The 18,897-nt window shown below is 44.0% G+C and carries 20 protein-coding genes; 3 read left to right on the top strand and 17 right to left on the bottom strand.

Translation table 11 applies throughout. The annotated features are described in order from the left end of the window. Nucleotides 1–63: 63 nt before the first annotated feature. The 11 genes from OP489_RS03995 to OP489_RS03945 all read right to left on the bottom strand — a co-directional run bounded on the left by OP489_RS03995 (nucleotide 64) and on the right by OP489_RS03945 (nucleotide 11,133). Complete coding sequence (locus OP489_RS03995) at nucleotides 64–1,413, bottom strand: YbbR-like domain-containing protein (protein ID WP_266163060.1); 1,350 nt, start codon at nucleotides 1,411–1,413, stop codon at nucleotides 64–66. Next, nucleotides 1,410–2,297 (bottom strand): diadenylate cyclase CdaA, encoded by an 888-nt coding sequence (gene cdaA / locus OP489_RS03990; protein WP_266163059.1) that lies wholly within the window; start codon nucleotides 2,295–2,297, stop codon nucleotides 1,410–1,412. The genes OP489_RS03995 and cdaA overlap by 4 nt, the downstream gene beginning before the upstream one ends. 93 nt (nucleotides 2,298–2,390) lie before the next feature. After that, nucleotides 2,391–3,533, bottom strand: a complete 1,143-nt coding sequence (locus tag OP489_RS03985; RefSeq protein ID WP_266163058.1) for an aminotransferase class V-fold PLP-dependent enzyme — start codon at nucleotides 3,531–3,533, stop codon at nucleotides 2,391–2,393. Continuing rightward, the gene (locus tag OP489_RS03980) at nucleotides 3,530–3,760 is read right to left on the bottom strand and encodes a putative Se/S carrier-like protein (RefSeq protein WP_266163057.1); all 231 of its coding nucleotides are present in this window, start codon (nucleotides 3,758–3,760) and stop codon (nucleotides 3,530–3,532) included. The genes OP489_RS03985 and OP489_RS03980 overlap by 4 nt, the downstream gene beginning before the upstream one ends. An 81-nt stretch (nucleotides 3,761–3,841) precedes the next feature. Further along, nucleotides 3,842–4,321, bottom strand: coding sequence for a 2-C-methyl-D-erythritol 2,4-cyclodiphosphate synthase (gene ispF / locus OP489_RS03975; RefSeq protein WP_266163056.1), 480 nt, complete (start codon nucleotides 4,319–4,321; stop codon nucleotides 3,842–3,844). Then, nucleotides 4,318–5,013, bottom strand: coding sequence for a 2-C-methyl-D-erythritol 4-phosphate cytidylyltransferase (ispD, locus tag OP489_RS03970; RefSeq protein ID WP_266163055.1), 696 nt, complete (start codon nucleotides 5,011–5,013; stop codon nucleotides 4,318–4,320). The genes ispF and ispD overlap by 4 nt, the downstream gene beginning before the upstream one ends. Nucleotides 5,014–5,029: 16 nt before the next feature. After that, nucleotides 5,030–6,184 (bottom strand): iron-containing alcohol dehydrogenase, encoded by a 1,155-nt coding sequence (locus OP489_RS03965; protein WP_266163054.1) that lies wholly within the window; start codon nucleotides 6,182–6,184, stop codon nucleotides 5,030–5,032. 122 nt (nucleotides 6,185–6,306) lie between these two features. Next, a complete protein-coding gene (gene galE / locus OP489_RS03960; RefSeq protein ID WP_266163053.1) occupies nucleotides 6,307–7,317 on the bottom strand; it encodes a UDP-glucose 4-epimerase GalE in 1,011 nt (336 codons plus the stop codon). A 34-nt stretch (nucleotides 7,318–7,351) separates the two neighbouring features. Beyond that, nucleotides 7,352–8,335 carry a galactose-1-phosphate uridylyltransferase gene (gene galT / locus OP489_RS03955; protein ID WP_266163052.1) on the bottom strand — a complete coding sequence of 328 codons (984 nt, stop codon included), beginning with the start codon at nucleotides 8,333–8,335 and terminating at the stop codon, nucleotides 7,352–7,354. Continuing rightward, nucleotides 8,328–9,644 carry a galactokinase gene (locus tag OP489_RS03950; protein ID WP_266163051.1) on the bottom strand — a complete coding sequence of 439 codons (1,317 nt, stop codon included), beginning with the start codon at nucleotides 9,642–9,644 and terminating at the stop codon, nucleotides 8,328–8,330. The genes galT and OP489_RS03950 overlap by 8 nt, the downstream gene beginning before the upstream one ends. Before the next feature lie 124 nt (nucleotides 9,645–9,768). Continuing rightward, entirely contained in the window at nucleotides 9,769–11,133 is a 1,365-nt protein-coding gene (locus OP489_RS03945) for an MATE family efflux transporter (protein ID WP_323135419.1), read from the bottom strand. 135 nt (nucleotides 11,134–11,268) lie between these two features. On the opposite strand from OP489_RS03945, the gene OP489_RS03940 reads away from it, so the two are divergent. Next, entirely contained in the window at nucleotides 11,269–12,078 is an 810-nt protein-coding gene (locus OP489_RS03940; RefSeq protein ID WP_266163050.1) for a YihY/virulence factor BrkB family protein, read from the top strand. Between the two features lie 87 nt (nucleotides 12,079–12,165). Continuing rightward, the gene (gene spoIIID / locus OP489_RS03935) at nucleotides 12,166–12,468 is read left to right on the top strand and encodes a sporulation transcriptional regulator SpoIIID (RefSeq protein ID WP_266163049.1); all 303 of its coding nucleotides are present in this window, start codon (nucleotides 12,166–12,168) and stop codon (nucleotides 12,466–12,468) included. A 61-nt stretch (nucleotides 12,469–12,529) separates the two neighbouring features. Here the strand turns inward: spoIIID and OP489_RS03930 are convergent, their stop codons facing one another. Together OP489_RS03930 and OP489_RS03925 are read right to left on the bottom strand one after the other, a co-directional pair. Then, entirely contained in the window at nucleotides 12,530–12,961 is a 432-nt protein-coding gene (locus OP489_RS03930; RefSeq protein ID WP_266163048.1) for a hypothetical protein, read from the bottom strand. A gap of 307 nt (nucleotides 12,962–13,268) precedes the next feature. Continuing rightward, nucleotides 13,269–13,961 (bottom strand): M23 family metallopeptidase, encoded by a 693-nt coding sequence (locus OP489_RS03925; protein WP_266163047.1) that lies wholly within the window; start codon nucleotides 13,959–13,961, stop codon nucleotides 13,269–13,271. 303 nt (nucleotides 13,962–14,264) lie between these two features. Between OP489_RS03925 and lexA the strand changes: the two genes are divergently transcribed. Continuing rightward, on the top strand, nucleotides 14,265–14,849 hold the full coding sequence (gene lexA / locus OP489_RS03920) for a transcriptional repressor LexA (RefSeq protein WP_266163046.1): 585 nt from the start codon (nucleotides 14,265–14,267) through the stop codon (nucleotides 14,847–14,849). A gap of 61 nt (nucleotides 14,850–14,910) precedes the next feature. Here lexA and OP489_RS03915 read toward each other — a convergent pair whose 3' ends face one another. The 4 genes from OP489_RS03915 to OP489_RS03900 form a co-directional block, all read right to left on the bottom strand. Beyond that, the gene (locus tag OP489_RS03915) at nucleotides 14,911–15,618 is read right to left on the bottom strand and encodes a 5'-methylthioadenosine/adenosylhomocysteine nucleosidase (RefSeq protein ID WP_266163045.1); all 708 of its coding nucleotides are present in this window, start codon (nucleotides 15,616–15,618) and stop codon (nucleotides 14,911–14,913) included. Nucleotides 15,619–15,689: 71 nt separating this feature from the next. After that, nucleotides 15,690–17,282 carry an ABC transporter ATP-binding protein gene (locus OP489_RS03910; RefSeq protein WP_266163044.1) on the bottom strand — a complete coding sequence of 531 codons (1,593 nt, stop codon included), beginning with the start codon at nucleotides 17,280–17,282 and terminating at the stop codon, nucleotides 15,690–15,692. After that, the gene (locus OP489_RS03905; protein ID WP_266163043.1) at nucleotides 17,275–18,186 is read right to left on the bottom strand and encodes an energy-coupling factor transporter transmembrane component T; all 912 of its coding nucleotides are present in this window, start codon (nucleotides 18,184–18,186) and stop codon (nucleotides 17,275–17,277) included. Before OP489_RS03905 ends, OP489_RS03910 begins: the two co-directional genes overlap by 8 nt. Then, complete coding sequence (locus tag OP489_RS03900; RefSeq protein ID WP_266163042.1) at nucleotides 18,183–18,890, bottom strand: ECF transporter S component; 708 nt, start codon at nucleotides 18,888–18,890, stop codon at nucleotides 18,183–18,185. Before OP489_RS03900 ends, OP489_RS03905 begins: the two co-directional genes overlap by 4 nt. Between the last annotated feature and the right edge of the window lie 7 nt (nucleotides 18,891–18,897).

Raw genomic sequence — 18,897 nt, 5'->3', positions numbered from 1 at the left:
TCTCGCCTCCGAAAAAGCCGGATTTGAAAGGTATCCTTTTATTCTCTCATTTTGGGTCTGCCGCTAACCCGTACTAGCCGTTCCCGAAAAGACAACATTCACCGTATAATTCCCATAAATCCAACTGCGGTTCGAACCGCTTACTGCAACGGAAACCTGAACTGGAATCGTTCCGATACTGCCCTCTCTTCCGGAAAGGTCTACCGTTGCAATCAGATTGGAGTCTGTCATTGATTCCAGATCTGCCTCTGGTCCAACTGCCATCACTTCCAGCTTCTCCGTCAAAATCTTTGCCGAAGTTCCTGTAGGAATATTCGTGAGCGTAAAGTTCGTGACTTCCAAGTTCTTGGTCGTATAATTTGCAAGATTATTAAGGGTAACTTTTGCCGTAGAAGAAGCACTCAGATTTTGGCAATCTGTCGGCAGCGTAATCCCCTGATTAAATGCATACTGTGTGGTAGAAATCTGAGAGAAATCGACTGGCGCCAATTCCAGTGTATCAGAAAGCTTAGACAACACATTCTTGGGCGCTGCCACTTCAATTGTTGCAGGACTTACCGTATAGGAATCTTTTGAAAGAGTAATTCCAGCAGGCTTATTCTTAAAGGTCGGTACCAAGGTGACTGTCTTTTTTGGCATCACCTGCACACTGATATCGACAACAGAAGGACTCATTGAAAGAAGTTTGGAATGAATCTCTTTATTATCCGAATCATAAAGGATCAAACTTGCTGAGGTCTTCTTTGTCTCTTCCAAAGGACTAGGGCTCGGCGTATAGTTAAACGAAACATGGTCAATTTTATCGATTTCGCTCTTTGGACCTGAAACCGTTACATTCTCCATGGAAAGCGTCGGCCCAGGACTAAAATAGCTGTCATTATTGATCTGATCCATCACAGAGGGCAGCTTGATTTCAAAAGTTTTTTCTGCCGCATAATCGACCGTTACAGAAATACTGGAAGGAGAAATACTTTTGACATCATAATTGCTGTAAGCGCCCGTTTTATTCACTTTAAGCTTCAGATTATAATTGCCCGGACCGCTAATTTCCGAAAGGCTTTCCGGCACCACTTCCATATTTGTGCTATTTAAAGCATAAACGATGGTAGGAGTTCCGGTAACACCAACTTTTGCAGTCGCATCGGAAGCAAGCCCGTAAACCTTGAGCTCTTTTTGCTGCAATGTTTCCGGAAGTGTCACGCTGATTGGAACATCACTGACAATCACCGGATTTCTCTGTGTATCGTTATAAGCCATCAAGAGCCATAAAGCTAAAGAAATCACGATAGAAAAGACCATAACAAATCGGTTGTTATAAAACCAATCCCCAGGACGAATCCTTTGTTTCTTCTTTTTCTCCGGCTCTTCTGTTAAAATTCGGAGTATCTCATCTTGTTTTGGTTCCTGGTTCATGATTCTTTCCGCCCCCTTTTGGAAAAGAAGCCGTTCCATTTTTTCTTTGGGACAGGTTCTTCCAGAAGTAGAGAGCACAACTTTTCTTTCAGTGTCTCCCTTGTATAATTCCGCGTAATCGAACTGTTGAGCGCAATAGAGATCTGCCCGGTCTCCTCTGAAACGACTACAACAACGGCATCAGAATTTTCGCTCATGCCGATTGCGGCACGATGTCGGGTTCCAAGATTGATATCCACCGTCTCATCTTTTGTCAAAGGCAAAATGCATCCAGCAGCATAAACCATTCCGTCACGAATAATCATTGCACCGTCATGAAGCGGCGCTTTGTTAAAAAAGATATTACAGATAATCGGCGCTGAAGGAACCGCATTCACAACAGTCCCTGTATTAATAATTTCTCCCAAACGAGTGTGACGTTCGAAGACAATCAAAGCACCGGTTTTTGACTTGGACATTGCTTCACAGGAATCTACAATCGCAATGATCCCTCTCAGCTTACGAGTCTCACGTTCCTCACTTTTCCAGTTGCGCTGAGTGCCAAAAAACTTTTTTCCAGCATCGTTCAAGTTTCCACTACGACCGATTTGTTCCAAAGCACGGCGCAGTTCCGGCTGAAACAGCACGACAACCGCTAAAAGTCCAAACTGAAACAGATACTGCAAAAGCGAAGTCATCACATAAAGATTAAACGCCAGCGCAATCAACCAGACCCCTGCTACTAAAATAATTCCTTTGACCAACTGCGCAGCGCGGGTTTCTCGAATTAATTTAATTGCATTATAAATAATAAAGGAGACAAGGGCGACATCCAGTAAATCTTTGAGCTGGAAACTTTGGAATAATCTTCCCAAAGCAGTCCAAAATGTTACAAACTGCCCCATAGAAATGCCCCCTTTTAACTTCATTTATTTGAAAATCATATATTTCTTTTTTATTCTAACATATCTGTTGGAAGATGAAAACACCTTTTCTGTTTAGCTAGCAGAAATTTTTTTCACCGCTTTCAAAGCCATCTGGATTTCTTTTTCTGTTGTAAAAGCAGAAGGGCAAACTCTGATAGCTCCGCTTTCTAAAGTTCCAAATGTCCGATGTGCACAGGGGGCGCAGTGCAGACCAGCACGCACTGCAATTCCCTCTTTGTTTAAATTTTCCCCGGCTACCTCACTTTCCATTCCTTCAATATTAAAAGAAATAACCGGAACATAATCAGGCAATGATGGCATTGGTGTATAGAGTTTCACATTTTTCATGTGACTCAAGCCAGCATAAAACATTTGCGAAAGCTTCATCTCGTAATCTGCAATTTTAGGCGGCGTTCTCTTTTGAACAAATAAAATTCCTTGATGAAGTCCGGCAATTCCAGGAAGATTAACAGTTCCACTTTCAAAACGGTCTGGAATCGTCTCTGGCTGTGAAAGATTCATAGAACCTGTTCCAGTTCCCCCTTCTATCAACGTTTTCATAGAAAGTCCGGAGCGCATAATCATAATGCCGGTTCCCATAGGGCCATAGAGTCCCTTATGACCTGCCATACAAATGCACGCGTATCCGTCTTTCATGGAAATCGGAACCACTCCTGCCGTCTGAGCACAGTCTACTACCATCGGAATTTGATACTGATTGACCATTGCACAGATTCGTTCTACCGGAACCCGAATGCCCCAAACATTGGAAGCCTGTGTGCAGACGACTAAACAAGTATTCTCCCTCAATGCCTCTCTAAAATTCTCCAGTGTGGCATCATGATCTTCAGGAACAACTTTTGCCTGTGTATAAGTAATGATTCCCTCTTTCTGCAGCGCTTCGAGAGGACGCATTACGGCATTATGCTCCAAATTAGAAGTAACCACATGCCCCCCAGTTTTCACCAGTCCTTTAATTGCAAAATTCAGGGATTGCGTGCAGTTCATTGTAAAGGCCACATTTTCTGGTCCTTCAGCATCAAAAAGTTTTGCAGCCGCTTCCCTACAGCGATAAACCTCCTCTGCAGCACGCAGACTCATACTGTGTCCGGATCTGCCCGGATTTGCCCCATAACGTACTAAAGCAAGCTGCATTGCCTTCCAAACTTCTGTTGGTTTTGGGAATGTAGTTGCCGCATTATCAAGATAAATCATACTGTACTCGCCCTTTTCTCACGCCCGAGAACTCTGATACCAGCTTCTTTGAGAATCGTTTCTGCTTCATCCGTTTTCTTTGGCACATACAAAGCATATCCACAGCCTGTTTGTTTCGATAAATGAGGAATTCGTTCTACAAAAGAAGAAATTCTATAAGAAAGCAGGAGATCCCGCCCTTTTAATGCATACGTAATTGAGCTAACCAGAATCATTGGTCTTTCCATAGCTAACCACCCCTCTGTTTTACTCCAGAGTATGCAGAAGGACGCCAATCTGACTATTTTCGATTCAAGAAAAGAAAGTATTTAATTATTTTTTTCTGTTAAAAGACAAACACAGTGAGCGGCGATTCCCTCTCCGGAGCCGGTAAAACCTAGACCTTCTTCCGTCGTTGCTTTTACGCTGACTCTTTGGGGCTCTATCAGACAAGCTTTCGCGATATTTTTGCGCATTTCTGCAATATAAGGGCGCAACTTGGGTTCTTGGCATAAAATTGTCGCATCCAAATTTTCAACAGAGTAGCCTTTTTCACGAACTTTCTGCACAACTTTTTGAAGCAGGAGCAAGCTATCCGCCCCCTCATAAGCGGGATCGGTATCAGGAAACAAACATCCAATATCTCCCAACGCCAAAGCACCCAAAAGAGAATCCGAAACTGCATGCAGCAATACATCTGCATCTGAATGCCCCAAAAGTCCCTTTTTATATGGGATCTCTGTTCCTCCTAAAATCAGCTTTCGTCCCTCAACTAAGCGGTGAACATCATATCCATGCCCAATTCTCATCTGTTTTCCTCCCGTTTTTTCAGGATTACTTCCGCAAATTTCAAGTCTTCCGGTGTGGTCAGTTTAAAATTCGTATAGCTGCCCCTACAGAGATGAACCTTTTCCCCTGCCTTTTCGAAGAGCTGGCAGTCATCCGTATCATCGCCGTCTGCTTTTTTTAAAAGCTCTAAATATTGCTTTCGCCCGAACACTTGGGGCGTCTGTACCGCCCAAAGAGTATCTCTCTGTGGGGTTTTTAAAACGAACCCACTTTCATCGACCATTTTAATGGTATCCTTTACCGGCATCGCCAACGCAGAAGCACCATATTTTTTGGCATCGGAAATGACACGTTCGATTTCTTCCGGCGTAATTAAAATTCTGGCTCCGTCATGTACTGCAATCAGTGGATAATCAGGTGACGCCTGAACCCCTTTTTGCGCCGATTTCTGTCGGGTATCGCCGCCTTGTATAACGAAAAGCGGCTTATGAAATTTTGGCAAAAGCCATTTTTCATAAAATTCCTGTTTTCCTATCGGACAGACGACTACAATTGCCCCGACCCGCGGCACTTTTTCGAATGCAGATAGACAATATTCCAGTGCAGGCATTCCTAAGACAGGCACTTCCTGTTTGGAAAACCCCATGCGGCTAGAAGTCCCTGCCGCCACGACTACTGCGCAGCAATCTGCGTTTTGCTCCTTTTCCTGCAAAAATATCCGCTCCTTTTTACCGGTAAGAAACCTCTAAAATTGCTTCCACTTCGTCCCCTGAAAGAGGCGCCGGATCCTTTTTGAAATTGCCGCCCATCGAACCCATTGCATCCACTCTCAGAGAATGAAGGTCTTCTTTCAAAATTCCATAGCCCGACATTTTTAAATCGTCTACATGGCACGCTTCAATCAATTCATGCAGAGCAATTACAAAATCTTCCGGTTTCTCCGCCTTTTCGTTTCCGAGTGCTTTTGCCATCCGAACCAGACGTTCATCACAGCAGCCTTTATTGCAGAACTGGCGGTAATACGCTTCGCTAATCATAATTAGTCCTGCTCCATGCGGCAGATCCGGATGCTTCGCGCTGAGTGCATGCTCAATCGAATGTTCCGAGATGCAGCCGGCCGTAGATTCCACAAATCCAGAGATCATACTTCCCAGTGCCATATTCCCACGAGCTTCCTCGTTTTCTCCATTTTCAACAGCCATTCTGAGATTTTTTCCAATCAGCTCGATCGCTTTAAGGGCATACAAATCACTGAAAAGATCTGCCTGATTGGAAAGGTATCCTTCTGTGCTGTGAAAAAGTGCATCAAATCCCTGAAAAGCTGTATAACGAGGAGGAACTGTCATCATCAGGTCAGAATCCACCACCGCAATTTTCGGATAAGTTTCATCGCAGCCGAAGCCTCTTTTTTCCTGCGTCTTTTCGTTTGTAATCACCGTCCAGAGATCTGCTTCTGTCCCAGTCCCGGCGGTCGTCGGAATTGCTACAATCGGCAGCGGAGATTTTTTTAATGGCTCTCCTTCTACATACTGCCAATAATCTCCCGGATTTGTTGCCATCACGGCGATTGCCTTTGCCGAATCGATACTGCTGCCGCCGCCTAGACCAACGACAAAATCACAGCCGACCGCATTTGCAAGCTTGGCCCCTTCCATGACATGTGCTTTAATTGGGTTCGGCTGAATCCGGTCAAACAAGACGTGCATGACGCCTGCTTTATCAAGCTGCTCTTCTACCCGTTTCAGATAACCGTATTTTTTCATTGAAATTCCCGCCGAAATCACAATCAATGCTTTTCTTCCGGGCATTTTCTGCTCATGAAGTGTTTCTAAGCTTCCCTTCCCGTAAAGAACTTTTGTTGGAATAAAATGACAAAAAGCCATGAATGATCCTCCTTACATAATCCTAAAAACTTCTTTTTCTATCATATCACAAAAACTTTCGGTTCCGGCAAAAGTTTCATAAATTTTATAAAAAGAAAGCCCCGCAAAATGCGGAGCTTTTTTCAATTTTGCTTAGTGTGCTGAATAAAATTCCAACTGTCACGGCACATATCATCCAAATTATATTTTGCCTGCCAATGTAATTCTTTTTTGGCTTTGGAAACATCCGCATAACAGGTCGCAATATCTCCGGCACGGCGCGGCGTAATTTTATATGGAACCTTTCTTCCGCTGGCTTTTTCAAACGCATGGACCACTTCCAGCACCGAGCTGCCGCATCCGGTACCGAGGTTATAAATCTCTGCGCCCTTAATGGAATCCAGCTTTTCCAAGGCCTTAATGTGGCCGGTCGCAAGGTCACAAACATGGATATAATCCCGCACGCCAGTCCCGTCCGGTGTATCATAATCATCTCCATAGACGGAAAGGCAGGGAAGATCTCCCGCTGCCACCCGGGCAATATAAGGCATCAGATTATTGGGAATTCCATTTGGATTTTCTCCGATCAATCCGGACTGATGCGCTCCGATCGGGTTAAAGTACCGCAAAAGTGCGACCTGCATTTCTTTATCCGCCACGCAGACGTCCTGCAGAATTTGTTCGATCATCACTTTTGTCGTTCCATAAGGATTGGTTGTCCCACCGATCTTCATATCTTCCTTAAACGGAACCGGATTTTCGCTGCCGTATACAGTTGCCGAAGAACTGAATACGAACTGTTTGACATGATATTTACGCATCAATTTTAAAAGGATCAAAGTTCCCGTCAAGTTATTATGATAATATTCCAGCGGCTTGGAAACACTCTCTCCAACCGCTTTAAGTCCGGCAAAATGAATCACTGCATCGATATGATTCTCTGCAAAGATTTTTTCGAAAGCCTCTTCATCCAACATATCGCATTCGTAAAACGGAAAGTCTTTTCCGGTAATTTTGCCAATTGCCTCTACGGCGCTCATATTAGAATTTACGAAATTGTCCATGACAACAATGGAATATCCGTTCTCTAAAAGTTCTACACAGGTATGACTGCCGATAAATCCAGCGCCTCCTGTTACCAAAACTGTCTTCATAAAAAGTTCCTTTCCACCGTATGATACGGCACTGTTACTGATTCTGCGCGGGACGGTTCTGCAGATATCTCTGATAAGCCGCGCGCAGCTCTTTGCTGGTTTCTTCCGGGCAGGTCGGATTGCAGTTGGCCCATGCTCCCGTTTCGCTGGAAGCATTAAACTTCTGTTTTTCCGCGCTGCGCATCGGCGGGAAGAATTTAATATGATAGTGAAAATCTTTTTCATAATCCCCGGCATTGACCGGAGCACTATACATACACATCATATAAGGAAACCGATCATCAAAAAGAGAGTCCAGCATTCCAACAGTATCACGGACCGTGATCCCCAAAGCATCTTTTTCCGCATCAGTCAACTCGGTAAGATATGCCACATGACGATTGGGAATCAGATAAACTCCATAGGGATAATCCGTATAAAACGGCTGATAAACCGTATAAAATTCATTTTCGAAAATAATTCGTGACTTTGCTTTTTTCTCCTGATTCAGCATTTCACAGAACAGGCACTTCCCGTTCTTACTATAATACTCCTTTGCACTCTCAGCTTCAACCTGTATCCGCTTTGGAATAAAAGGATATCCATACATTTGTCCATGGGGATGCGGCATCGTGACGCCTACAACATCTCCGCGGTTTTCAAACGGAAACACATATTTGATTTTTTTGTCCTCTGCCATTTTTGAAAAGCGTTCACACCATAAATCCACCAATTTTCTCATATGGCTGTCCGAAAGCTGCGGCATGGTTATCGTATGTCCGGGAGAATAAAGAATCACTTCGCATTTTCCGTAGTTTGGCGCGACCTTAAAAAATTCATTTCCCACCGGGTCGGGCTCCGAAGGATTCTGGGTCAGCGCCGGAAAATCATTATCATACTCCATTACCTCATAATCCGGCACATTTCCAAAGCTCGGACAAAACGGACAATAATCTTTTGGCATCTGCGGCCGATTCTGCCGGTTGCTCGCAATCATATGCCAATCCTTTAAAAGCGGATTCCATCTTAATTCAGCCATCGCAAATTTCCTTTCCATTTTCTTGTGTCAGGGAGACACCGCCCACCGGACGAATTTTGAGTACATGGCAGGACCCCTCTCCTAAAAAGGCATCAATCTCTTTGCGGAAAAGCTCGAGACTTTCGTTCGGAACAAATGCCTGCACTGTTCCGGCAAACCCCCCGCCCTGAATCCGCCACGAGCCGCCTGTCTTCGAAAGAAGCCGTTCACAGAGACCAAGAGTCAGACTAACCGCCTGCTGCTCCGGATGAGCCGGAGAATATACATTCTGCAGATACATAAAAGACGATCTGCCTGAATCGATCAGGAGCTGAAAAAATTGATCGATGTCTTTTGTTTTCAAACACTTTGTCTCTTCCTGAGCACGGCGATTTTCTGCAAAAAAGTGCATTGCGCGCAAGACAGCACGATCTCCCGCAGATTTGCGCACTTCACGAAGATTTTGGTAAAAAGTTTCTTCTGGAACATCGCGCAAAAAATCCTTTCCAAAGAAAGACGCAGCCGCCTTCATCTCTTTTGGAATTGCTGCATAATCAGGGGTCAGATTTGCATGAGAAGCATGCGTATCCACCACACAAAGCGTATATCCGCTGTTTGAAAAATCGAATGTTACTTTTTCGACCAAAGGCTTTTGAGGGTCTGCAAAATCGAATGCCACAAAGCCTCCCACACTGCTGGAAGCTTGATCGAGCAACCCGGAAGGCTTGCCAAAATAAGTATTCTCCGCATACTGGCCGGCCTGGGCAATCTCGACCGGAGAAAATTTCTGCCCATTATAAAGTCCATTGAGAATCGTCCCTACCAGCACCTCAAAGGCAGCACTGCTGGAAAGCCCGCTTCCTGATAAAACATTCGAAGTAGTATAAGCATCAAATCCACCGATTTTTCCGCCTTTATGCTGAAACCACGCAGCAATTCCGCGAATCAGGGAAGCACTGCAATTTTTTTCATCTTCTTTAATCGATAAATCTGAAAGATCAATTACATCTTCAGAAAATCCTTCCGACTTAATTCGAATTTTTCCATTCTCAGTTTTAGAAGCAACTGCAATCGCATCCATGTTAACGCTCGCTGCCAACACACACCCATGCTGATGATCCGTATGATTCCCGCCGATCTCCGTGCGTCCGGGAGCACTGAAAAGTTCCACTTCGCGTCTTTTCCCATAATATCCGGAAAAGCGTTCTGCCGCACGCAGATAGCGCAGCCTCTCTTTAATAAGTTCTTCTCCACTCTCTTCATAAAGATATCGAAAAATCCGGTCAAATCCACCGTTCTGCAAAGCGGCACTCAACTCCTGCAATTTCACTCTCTAACGCTTCCTTTCCATATTAATCCTTATAAAACTATTCTTATCTTAATCTCCCTCTACAATTCCCGCAAGGATAAAATCGATCTTATTTATGGATAAATCGTGCATTTTGGTCATGCTATTAAGTATGGTACTCCGCATACTTTGTCCATCGGCCACGAAAATAACGAACCGAAAAACAAATTGCACGGAAAGCCCAATCGGCCACCATTGCACACCAAACGCCGATTGCACCCATTCCAAAGTAGATGCCCAAAATATAGCTAAATATAATACGGAAGATCCACATGGAAAAGATTGAGATACACATTGGAAATTTGACATCATTTGCCGCCCGCAGTACATTAGGAATTGAAAATGCAGGCACATAAAGCGGGATTAAAAAGCCGCTGTGAATATAGACTAAGGTTGCAGTCAGCTGCATCGTTTCGGAAGATAAACTGTAGAGTCCTAAAATCAGCGGAAGCGTCAGCATCATAATTCCATTTAAAGCCGCTGTGCACAAGAGGCATACCCGCATTAGTTTTTTCGCATAATAACGAGTCTGTTTTAAATCGCCTGCGCCTACACATCTTCCCACTACCGTAATAATCCCAAGGTTGATGGCCATTCCTGGAATACAGCCAAAATTATCAAGGTTGTTGGCAACACCGTTGGCAGCAATCTGAGTTGTACCAAAATTCGTGATAATACTGACAACAAGGATTCTGCCCAACTGAAACATACTGTTTTCCATAGCACTTGGAAGCGCAATATGTAAAATTCGTTTCATATAGGGTACTTTGGGTCGAAGCTCACTCCAACAATAACGCACATAGACGCTGTTTTCTCTTGAACGAACAAGCAGCAGCATTAAAATTGCCGCTAAAAAGCGGGAAACGAGCGACGGCATTGCTACCCCGGCAACTCCCATATGCAATCCATAAACACAGATTGCGTTCCCGCTAACATTGACTATATTCATAAAAATCGAAGTATACATAGAAATACGGCTGTTCCCCATTGAACGATAAAGGGCAGCACCCGCATTATAAAGTGCAATAAAGGGATAACTCCACGCTGAAATGGAAAAATAAATAAGGCAGGCATCCATCACGTCCGGTTCTACCGGACCAAAAAAGAGATGCAAAAGGGAACTGCGAAAAACAAGCACCAAAATCATGATGCAAACTGCCAACAAAAGGGCAGCCATTAGAAGCTGGGCGGCTGTGTGACACGCCTTTTCCCGCTCCTGAGCTCCCAGCCATTGACTGACCACAACCGCTCCACCGGTCGCCATCGCCGCAAAAATATTTAAAATCAGTACATTGATCATATCGACCAAAGAAACACCGCTGACCGCTGCTTCTCCCACAGAAGAAACCATCAGAACATCCGCCATTCCGACAGTGACCTCCAGTACCTGTTCTACTACAAGCGGCCATAAAAGCCGTGAAATATCTCTTTTCGTAAAAAGTGCGTGCTGTACTCCATCTCTCAGATCCAAAAAAAGTCCTCCTCATTTTTCAGAGTTTCAATCAAAAACTCTTTTCTTATTGTACAGAGGAGACTATAAAAAGTAAAGAAATCCAAACAATTTGATTTTTTATCCATGATGAATATAAAAATCGAGGTGACAGAATTGCCATTTCCAAAAATAATACGTAAACTGATTCTCCGTTATTTCCGTGATGGAATTGGGCGCAGCGCGGCCGCACTTTCTTACTACTTAATTTTTACCTGCTTTCCATTTTTATTAATGATTAGCTCATTACCGGGCGTATTTCATCTGCAGCCGATCTCCGTTAAAATTTTTGCGGGGCTTCTTCCTGCAGAAGTCATCGAAATTATCGAAAATTATTTTATTTACCTAACAGAATCCCCCAGCGCACCTTCCTTTATGCTGGGATTTTCTCTGACCGTCTGGTTTTCGATGCGTGCTATGAATTGTCTAATTCTTGGAATACGCCGTGCACATAGTTTGCCTTTGCGCGAAAACGCCCCCATTAAAAAGCAGGCTCTAATTTTCGTCTCTGCCTTGGGATTAATCGGCACTGTTTTTATCAGCATCATCGCTTTGAGCTTAAGCCCTGGTGCAATTCAATTTTTAGCAGAATTTATTCCTCCTCTACATTTTTTGGAATCTTATTGGTCTCTAATTCGAATGCTTCTCTTAGCCGCTTTAGTTTTTTGGATTCTGCTTTCTCTCTATCGTCTTGCTCCCGGCGGGCTTTCCACAAAAGAAGCGCTCCCCGGAACAATCTGCGCACTGATTTTCTGGATTCTGGTTTCCGGCGGATATGCCTTTTATGTAGAGCATATTGGAAAATATACGCTGGTCTACGGAGCCATCGGAGCCGTTATCATTTTACTCCTCTGGTTTTACCTAAGCGGAATGATCATTTTAATGGGTGCAGAGCTCAATAGCATTCTTCTTTCTCATTCCCGATAAACTTTCTTTCGATAAAATTGCTTGTCATCTCATAAAAATAATGTTCTTCGCATAAGAATGAACAATTGGATATGGGAGGGCAAGCTTATGAAAGGCAATGTAGAAGAGCGGGCGGTTGAGCTCGGACAATATATCTGCGAAAGCGGTGCCACTGTACGCGCTGCTGCCAAAAAATTCGGCGTTTCTAAATCGACCGTCCACAAAGATGTCGCCCAGCGGCTCCAGCAGATCGATCGCCAACTCTACCAGAAGGTCAAAGAGGTTTTGGAGCTTAATAAGGCCCAGCGGCATATCCGTGGCGGGCAGGCAACCCGGGAAAAATACCGCCGGATTTCTGAAGAAAAATCACAGCACCGAAATTTTTCTTACATAAAAAAAGCCGGAAAGTAATAAAAGCGTCTGATGAACAAAAGTCATCAGGCGCTTTTTCTTTTTTACAATTATGTATTTTTTATCGCGACCATATGGGCTGTGGAGAAATTGCCGTCTGCGCAGAAGGACAAATATGATAAACTGTTTCGTCCTTATCCACCATCGCAATCGGCACACGCGGCATCAGCTGATGGATCACTTCTATAAATCCATTGATTGGTGCCTCTGCCATGCCGGTTACCAGTTGCTGTGCGCCGATCTGCTTTAAAAAAGCCGCCGTCACATAAGCCGGTTCGTCATGAAAAAATATGGTCATCTCTGCTCCTGCATTCTGGGCGTTCTGCCTCAGATACTCTAGTTCTGCACAGCAATTTTTCGTGTCACTCGGTACAACACTGACAACATGAAGAGGACTATGTCGCTCTTCTGCAATCGTCTTACCCACACGAATCAACCGGTCACAATCGTGCTGGCCTGTTACGCAAACGAGAACAGGTGCATGTTTTCTCACAATCAGGTCTCCTTTCATTGACTCTTTTAAGTCATTTTGTTCCTGACAGTTTTAAGTATATGCTTTTCGATCGCTCCGTATGGAAACAGAGCGTTGAATTTTCATTAACATTTTGTAAAAATTTTTTCATCTCCCTTTCTTGTTTGCATTTTTATTATATCATCATCGTTTACATAATTCAACATCAGTAAATCAAGTTTCATAAAAAATTAATATTTTTGTCATATATTTTAGTCTATTTAAGAATAAAAAATACCGTGAAGCGAAAATAACGCTTCACGGCTGCTCCTCAACGAGGACGAGAGCTTCAGGAAAATAAAGTTTGAGGGTCTACAAAAGTGCCGTCTTTCTGCACTTCAAAATGCAGATGGGTCTCTTCTTCCGCTTCTGCAGGAACAGCTCCAAGCCGGCCCAATTCCTGCCCAGCCTTTACCTGATTCCCCTGCTTAACGGATGCACCGGACAACCCCGCATAAATGGTTGTCATACCACCCTGATGCGAAACAGTAACAACTGTTCCGTAAAGCGGATCGTCTTCAACTGCAGAAACTGAACCGTCAGCTGCTGCACCAACAGAAACACCTTCATCTGCCGCAATATCGATTCCGGTATGTGCCCGCCAGTCTCCCAGTGATTCATAATAAACTGGAGATTCACTAAACGCCGTAATGATATCGCCCTGTATTGGTTTATTTAGCTGCGTAACTGCCGCCTCAGCAGGAACGATGCTAACGGTCTCTTCCTCAGATGCCACAGACGATGTTTCGGCTTCTGAAGGAACTTCTGGAACAAGTGCCGATGTACTCGACACCATGACGCCGCTGACTGTATTTGCTGCATTCTGCGCTGCACTGGCAGTATTATCGGCATAATGTACCATGCTGTCATAAGTGGTCCATCCCGCCACCGCGACCGCCGCCAGGCAGAGTCCCAAAGCAACATAAAAGCTGCGCCCCGGTTTTCCACCATTGTCTTTGTTCACAAGATGCAAATTGCTCAAATCTGCCACCTCCGAACATAGTATGGATCCAAAATTGGCATTTTATGCAAAGAAAAAGAGGCCAAGCAAAAAGCTTGACCTCTTTTCTTAAGCTTGAGGGGTAAATTGAGGAGGGTAGAACATGCATCAAAAGAACGGTGCGGCTCCGTTCTCTTGATTTCTTTTATAGTATACCTACATCATCAATAAATGTTGTTAATTATTTATGAACAATATATTAATTCTGCACATATATCAAACGAACGTTTGTGTTCTGTCGAAAAGCATGATATAATGGCAATAGAAACAAAGGAGGGGTCCCTCATGCTGACTAAAAGTCAACAAAAGGTTTATGATTATTTAAAGAAACGGACACAAAGCGGACTTCCGCCTACGGTACGTGAAATCTGCATTGCAACAGGACTTAAGTCTACTTCCAGCGTTCATGCACATTTAAAGACATTGGAAAGATTGGGGCTTATCACCCGAGATGCCGGTCTTAACCGCGCAATTCACATGGCGGGAGAATCGCCTGCGATTCAGGTTCCAATTATTGGCCGTGTCGCTGCAGGACAACCGATTCTTGCCGTACAGGAAAACGAAGGCTATGTCTCCTACTCTCCCAAGAACAAAAGCGGCGAATATTTTGCACTGAACGTCCACGGAGAAAGCATGATCAATGCAGGAATCTTAGACGGGGATATCGTCGTTGCAGTGCAGACGTCAACAGCTTCTGATGGAGAAATTGTCGTTGCGCTGATTGAAGACGAAGCGACCGTAAAACGCTTTTTCAAAGAAAAGGATCGTGTGCGGCTGCAGCCTGAAAATCCTGATTTTTCTCCAATTTATTCAAAGGAAGTCCGAATCCTGGGCCGCGTAGTTGCAGTCTACCGTTATTATGAACCATAAAAATTTTTTTAAAGCCGGTATCATAAAAAATGATACCGGCTTTTTTTATTAAACCCTCATTTTAAGAATGATAAAGAGCTTCTAAAGCCGGCAAAAGCTTTGGCAAAAGTTGAAACATCCTATTTGCAGCCATACGTGCAAACATTGGGAATGCCATAACAGCCTTTTGATCTGCACTGTCTGAAATTGCCCGCAAAACCAGAAAATCTGTTTTTCCATTCCAGCAAATCTGTGCGACCGCGCCGCCTTCCATCTCACAGGCAATCGCATCAAACTGTCCGCAGATTTTTTTGCGCAGTTCTCCGTCTGCCACAAATTGGTCTCCGGTAGCAATAATTCCGCAATAAACCGGAGAAGGATAAAATTTAGAAGAAACGTCCACAGCTGTTTTCAGAACTTTTTCTGCCGTTTCCAGATAGATCAAATTTGGGCCACTTAAAAATCCAGGCGGGTCTCCTGCAGCCGTTGTATCCATATCATGCTGCACCAACTTTTGAGCAATTACTAAATCGCCGATCTGAATTCCTTCTCCAATGCCACCGGCAACCCCTATATTGATCACCAGCTGCGGGTGGTACTTTAGCAGCATTGTCTGTGCACAGGCCGCCGCCGCAACCTTTCCGACTCCGCAGCGCGCCAGCACACATGGAACGTTTTCTATCGTCCCCTGATCATAATGAATTCCCAAAATCGTAGTCGTATGAACATTTTTCATCTCCGAGCGAATTTCTTGAACTTCCAGCTCCATCGCTCCAATAATTCCAATCACAGATTTTCCTCCTAAAATAAATACCATCAGTATAATAGACGTCTTCTAAAAAATCAACGCAAAAAGCTTTATTATAACTGATTTTTGTACGTTTTCAGCCCCTGTCGGACATCTTCACACAAAAGTCCATTTTTGATTTTTCCATTCATGATCCGTGCCGCATTTGTCGTATAAAGTGCATTGGCAGAAAAGAAAGTACGCGTCGGCGCACTGGATACAATCCGCCCTCCGAAAAGGAGACTGCATTCATCACAAAAACGAGCGGTAAATTCCACATCATGAGTGGTTAACAAAACGGTTCCGCCCTGCTGACGATAACGATCAAGCAGCTCTGCTAAAAGTTTTTTATTCCATGGATCAAGCCCTTTGGTCGGCTCATCTAAAAGCAACAGATCCGGCTGTATACCAAGGACTAGGGCAATGCCCAACCGCTGCTGTTCTCCCCCGCTCAAATCATATGGGTGACGCTCAAAAAGCGGCTTCAGTCCCATCTTCAATCCCAGCTCTAATGCACCGTTTTGTGAAAGGAGCTCTTCCTTTACGGTATCACGACTAAACATTGCCTTCGGTTCCTGCCACAGAAAGGCAGTGCGCGGCTTCGGATGCTTCCATTTGATACTCCCCCTCTGCGGAAAAAGTTCTCCGGAAAGTAGCTGAAACAAAGTGCTTTTCCCTGCACCGTTTCCCCCGAGAAGAGCATGAATTGTTCCACTATGCAGCGAAAAATGAACTCCGCGCAGCACAAAAGGCAATTCCTTTCGATAACGAAACCAAATGTCCTTACAGAAAAATATCGAATCTGTTTTTGAACAAGTCGGCAGTTTCATTTCTCCTTCCGGAAAATTCTGCAAAAACACTCTGCCCTCCCGCACAGTCAGCGGTATTTTCTCATCTAAAGCACCGTTTTGAGAAGCTATTCTGGAAGCCGCCGGCATTGCCTCCCAAAATGGATGAGAAGGATTTTCCATAATATTGTACACAAACTCTCTCGGCGGCAGCGGCATATGAAGTGCCCCGTCTTCCATCAAACAGACCTGATCACAAATTGGCAGTAAGTCCTCCATACGATGCTCGCTGACCATCACTGCAATTCCCATTTCGCGGTTCACCCTTAAAAGCAGCTCCAGAAAATGTTTCGCTGCAACCGGGTCAAGCTGAGCTGTCGGTTCATCTAACAAAAGCAGCTTTGGGCGCATCGCAAGGATCGCTGCCAAGTTTAAAAGCTGTTTTTCCCCGCCGCTAATCTCGTTGACCGGTTTTTGAATCAAATGATCAATGCCCAAAAATAAAGAGGTTTCTGCGACCCTTTGCTGAATTTCAGCGGGAGGCAGTCCTAAATTTTCCAAACCGAAAGACAATTCATGAGAAACCGTATCTGTCACGATTTGATTTTCCGGATCTTGAAAAACAAAGCCTATCTCAGAAGCAGTCTGATCGGTATCAAAATTTTTGGAAAGCTTAAAAGTCCGTTCCCCCTCCATTACTCCATGCGGCGTAATTTGAGGCTTTAAGCTGCGCAGAAGCGTACTTTTTCCGCAGCCGGAAGCACCGCAAAGCAAAAAGAATTCGCCACTCTTAATTGTCAGTGTCACATCTCGGACCGCTGGAGACAACTGCTTTGGATAATAAAATGAAAAATGAGAAAGTTTGACTAATTCATTCATAGGATTTTTTCCTTCTGTCCTGGATTTTTTTCTGCGCCCAAAAGAGCCGAACTTCTGAGATTTTCTCCCATAAAACCGGAAGAATCAAAAAAACGAAGTAAAAAGCTGCTAAAATAATGGACCAAATATCCGCAGAAAAATGGAGTCCTGGAAAATACTGCATCACAGAATTCTTCCCAAAAATTGCAAAGGCAGAAAGAAAAGTAAGAATCAAAAAAGCAATGAGCCAGAAAAAATCTTTCCCGGTAAACGGATACTCTTCTCCGCAAGTTCGCTCCATGCTTCCATAACCCCGCGCTTTCATAGAATCGGCCGTATCAAGACCGTCTTCCATAGACCATTCGAGCAAACAGGAAATATGGCGCATTCCATTTTTAATTTTATCCTCAAAGTGGTCGAACGTAGATTCCAAACTATGCCGCGCCTGACGAATACAGCGAATTCGTTCTTCTGTTTTTGGAAAAAGCCTCAGCGTCATACATAAGAGGAGGGCAAGATTTGGAAATCTTCGTCCAAAAAGATACAAGAATTTCTGCGTCGTCAAAAGGACATCCATGCAGCGAAACCACATTAAAACCATTAAAAGCATAATTCCACTGCAAAGTCCATAAAGGAACGATTCCAGCGTGATTGCGGAACCAAATAAACGACACATAATTGTTTTTCCACGATGATTAAAAAACACATTAAAAGCAGCAAAAACAAAAGCCACTGGAAGACCCTCTATAAAAATGTGCAAAGCTCTTTTTACACAAAAATAAAAAGAATATGACAGCACTGCTGCCACCAGGCTAGTTCCAAGGTAAAGTGGATTTAGACTGCACATTGCAAAGATGGCAATTGTAAAAGAATAAAAGAAAAGTAAACCGGGGTGCAATGTAGAAAAAATCGGTTCTTCTTTCATTTTTCTTTTACCTCCGGCCCAATCCCATATTTTTCCTGAATCCGATACAGCTTTTTACCCCATGGTTTTTCCAAAAGCAAAAGAAATAGTACGGTAGAAATCCCGTGAACTACATCCATCCACGCACTGGAAGCAAAAGCTGCTAAAAAAGCGGCAAATTTTACGGGGCGGATAAATCCAAGGACATACCACAAATCCATAAACCATCCAAAAAGGATTCCGCTGATAAATCCAAAAAGAAGCAAAAAAAAGCGTTTTCGAAAAAAGCCTGCTCGGTAAAGCAGACCTCCAAAAAAGCCAATCATCCCCCACGCATACATTTGCCATGGAGTCCACGGTCCCTGTCCTAAAAGCAAATTACTCGAAAGTGCCGTTAAAGCGCCCGTTAAAAATCCGGCATCTTGGCCGAATGCAATCGCCGTGATCAGAATAATCGCACTCGCAGGCTGAAAACTTGGAATCGCCGAAAAAAGGGTCCTTCCTAAAGCCGCAATTACACTCATCACTGCAATCGGAACCAAATCTCTGGGACGCGGTTTTTTATTTTCAAACGATAAAAGAAAAGGCGTCAGCGCCAATCCTACGCACAAAAGACTGAGCGCAGCAGCAGCTTCCGCCTCTAAAAACGCCGAACCCACCAACGCTATCGGCAGCAAAATAACGGCCGCTGCCTCAAAAATACGCAAAAGGGAAGCTCGTTTCATGTTTTAA

The sequence above is a fragment of the Caproicibacterium sp. BJN0003 genome (genome assembly GCF_026314295.1).
Lineage (GTDB): Bacteria > Bacillota > Clostridia > Oscillospirales > Acutalibacteraceae > Caproicibacterium.
Note: the sequence above shows the minus strand (reverse complement) of the source record. Positions and strands in the feature narration are given on the sequence as shown.

Coding starts and splice junctions, on each gene's coding strand:
- OP489_RS03995 (WP_266163060.1), bottom strand. CDS start 1,413: ATGAACCAGGAACCAAAACAAGATGAGATACTCCGAATTTTAACAGAA.
- cdaA (WP_266163059.1), bottom strand. CDS start 2,297: ATGGGGCAGTTTGTAACATTTTGGACTGCTTTGGGAAGATTATTCCAA.
- OP489_RS03985 (WP_266163058.1), bottom strand. CDS start 3,533: ATGATTTATCTTGATAATGCGGCAACTACATTCCCAAAACCAACAGAA.
- OP489_RS03980 (WP_266163057.1), bottom strand. CDS start 3,760: ATGGAAAGACCAATGATTCTGGTTAGCTCAATTACGTATGCATTAAAA.
- ispF (WP_266163056.1), bottom strand. CDS start 4,321: ATGAGAATTGGGCATGGATATGATGTTCACCGCTTAGTTGAGGGACGA.
- OP489_RS03965 (WP_266163054.1), bottom strand. CDS start 6,184: ATGGCTTTTTGTCATTTTATTCCAACAAAAGTTCTTTACGGGAAGGGA.
- galE (WP_266163053.1), bottom strand. CDS start 7,317: ATGAAGACAGTTTTGGTAACAGGAGGCGCTGGATTTATCGGCAGTCAT.
- galT (WP_266163052.1), bottom strand. CDS start 8,335: ATGGCTGAATTAAGATGGAATCCGCTTTTAAAGGATTGGCATATGATT.
- spoIIID (WP_266163049.1), top strand. CDS start 12,166: ATGAAAGGCAATGTAGAAGAGCGGGCGGTTGAGCTCGGACAATATATC.
- lexA (WP_266163046.1), top strand. CDS start 14,265: ATGCTGACTAAAAGTCAACAAAAGGTTTATGATTATTTAAAGAAACGG.
- OP489_RS03910 (WP_266163044.1), bottom strand. CDS start 17,282: ATGAATGAATTAGTCAAACTTTCTCATTTTTCATTTTATTATCCAAAG.
- OP489_RS03905 (WP_266163043.1), bottom strand. CDS start 18,186: ATGAAAGAAGAACCGATTTTTTCTACATTGCACCCCGGTTTACTTTTC.
- OP489_RS03900 (WP_266163042.1), bottom strand. CDS start 18,890: ATGAAACGAGCTTCCCTTTTGCGTATTTTTGAGGCAGCGGCCGTTATT.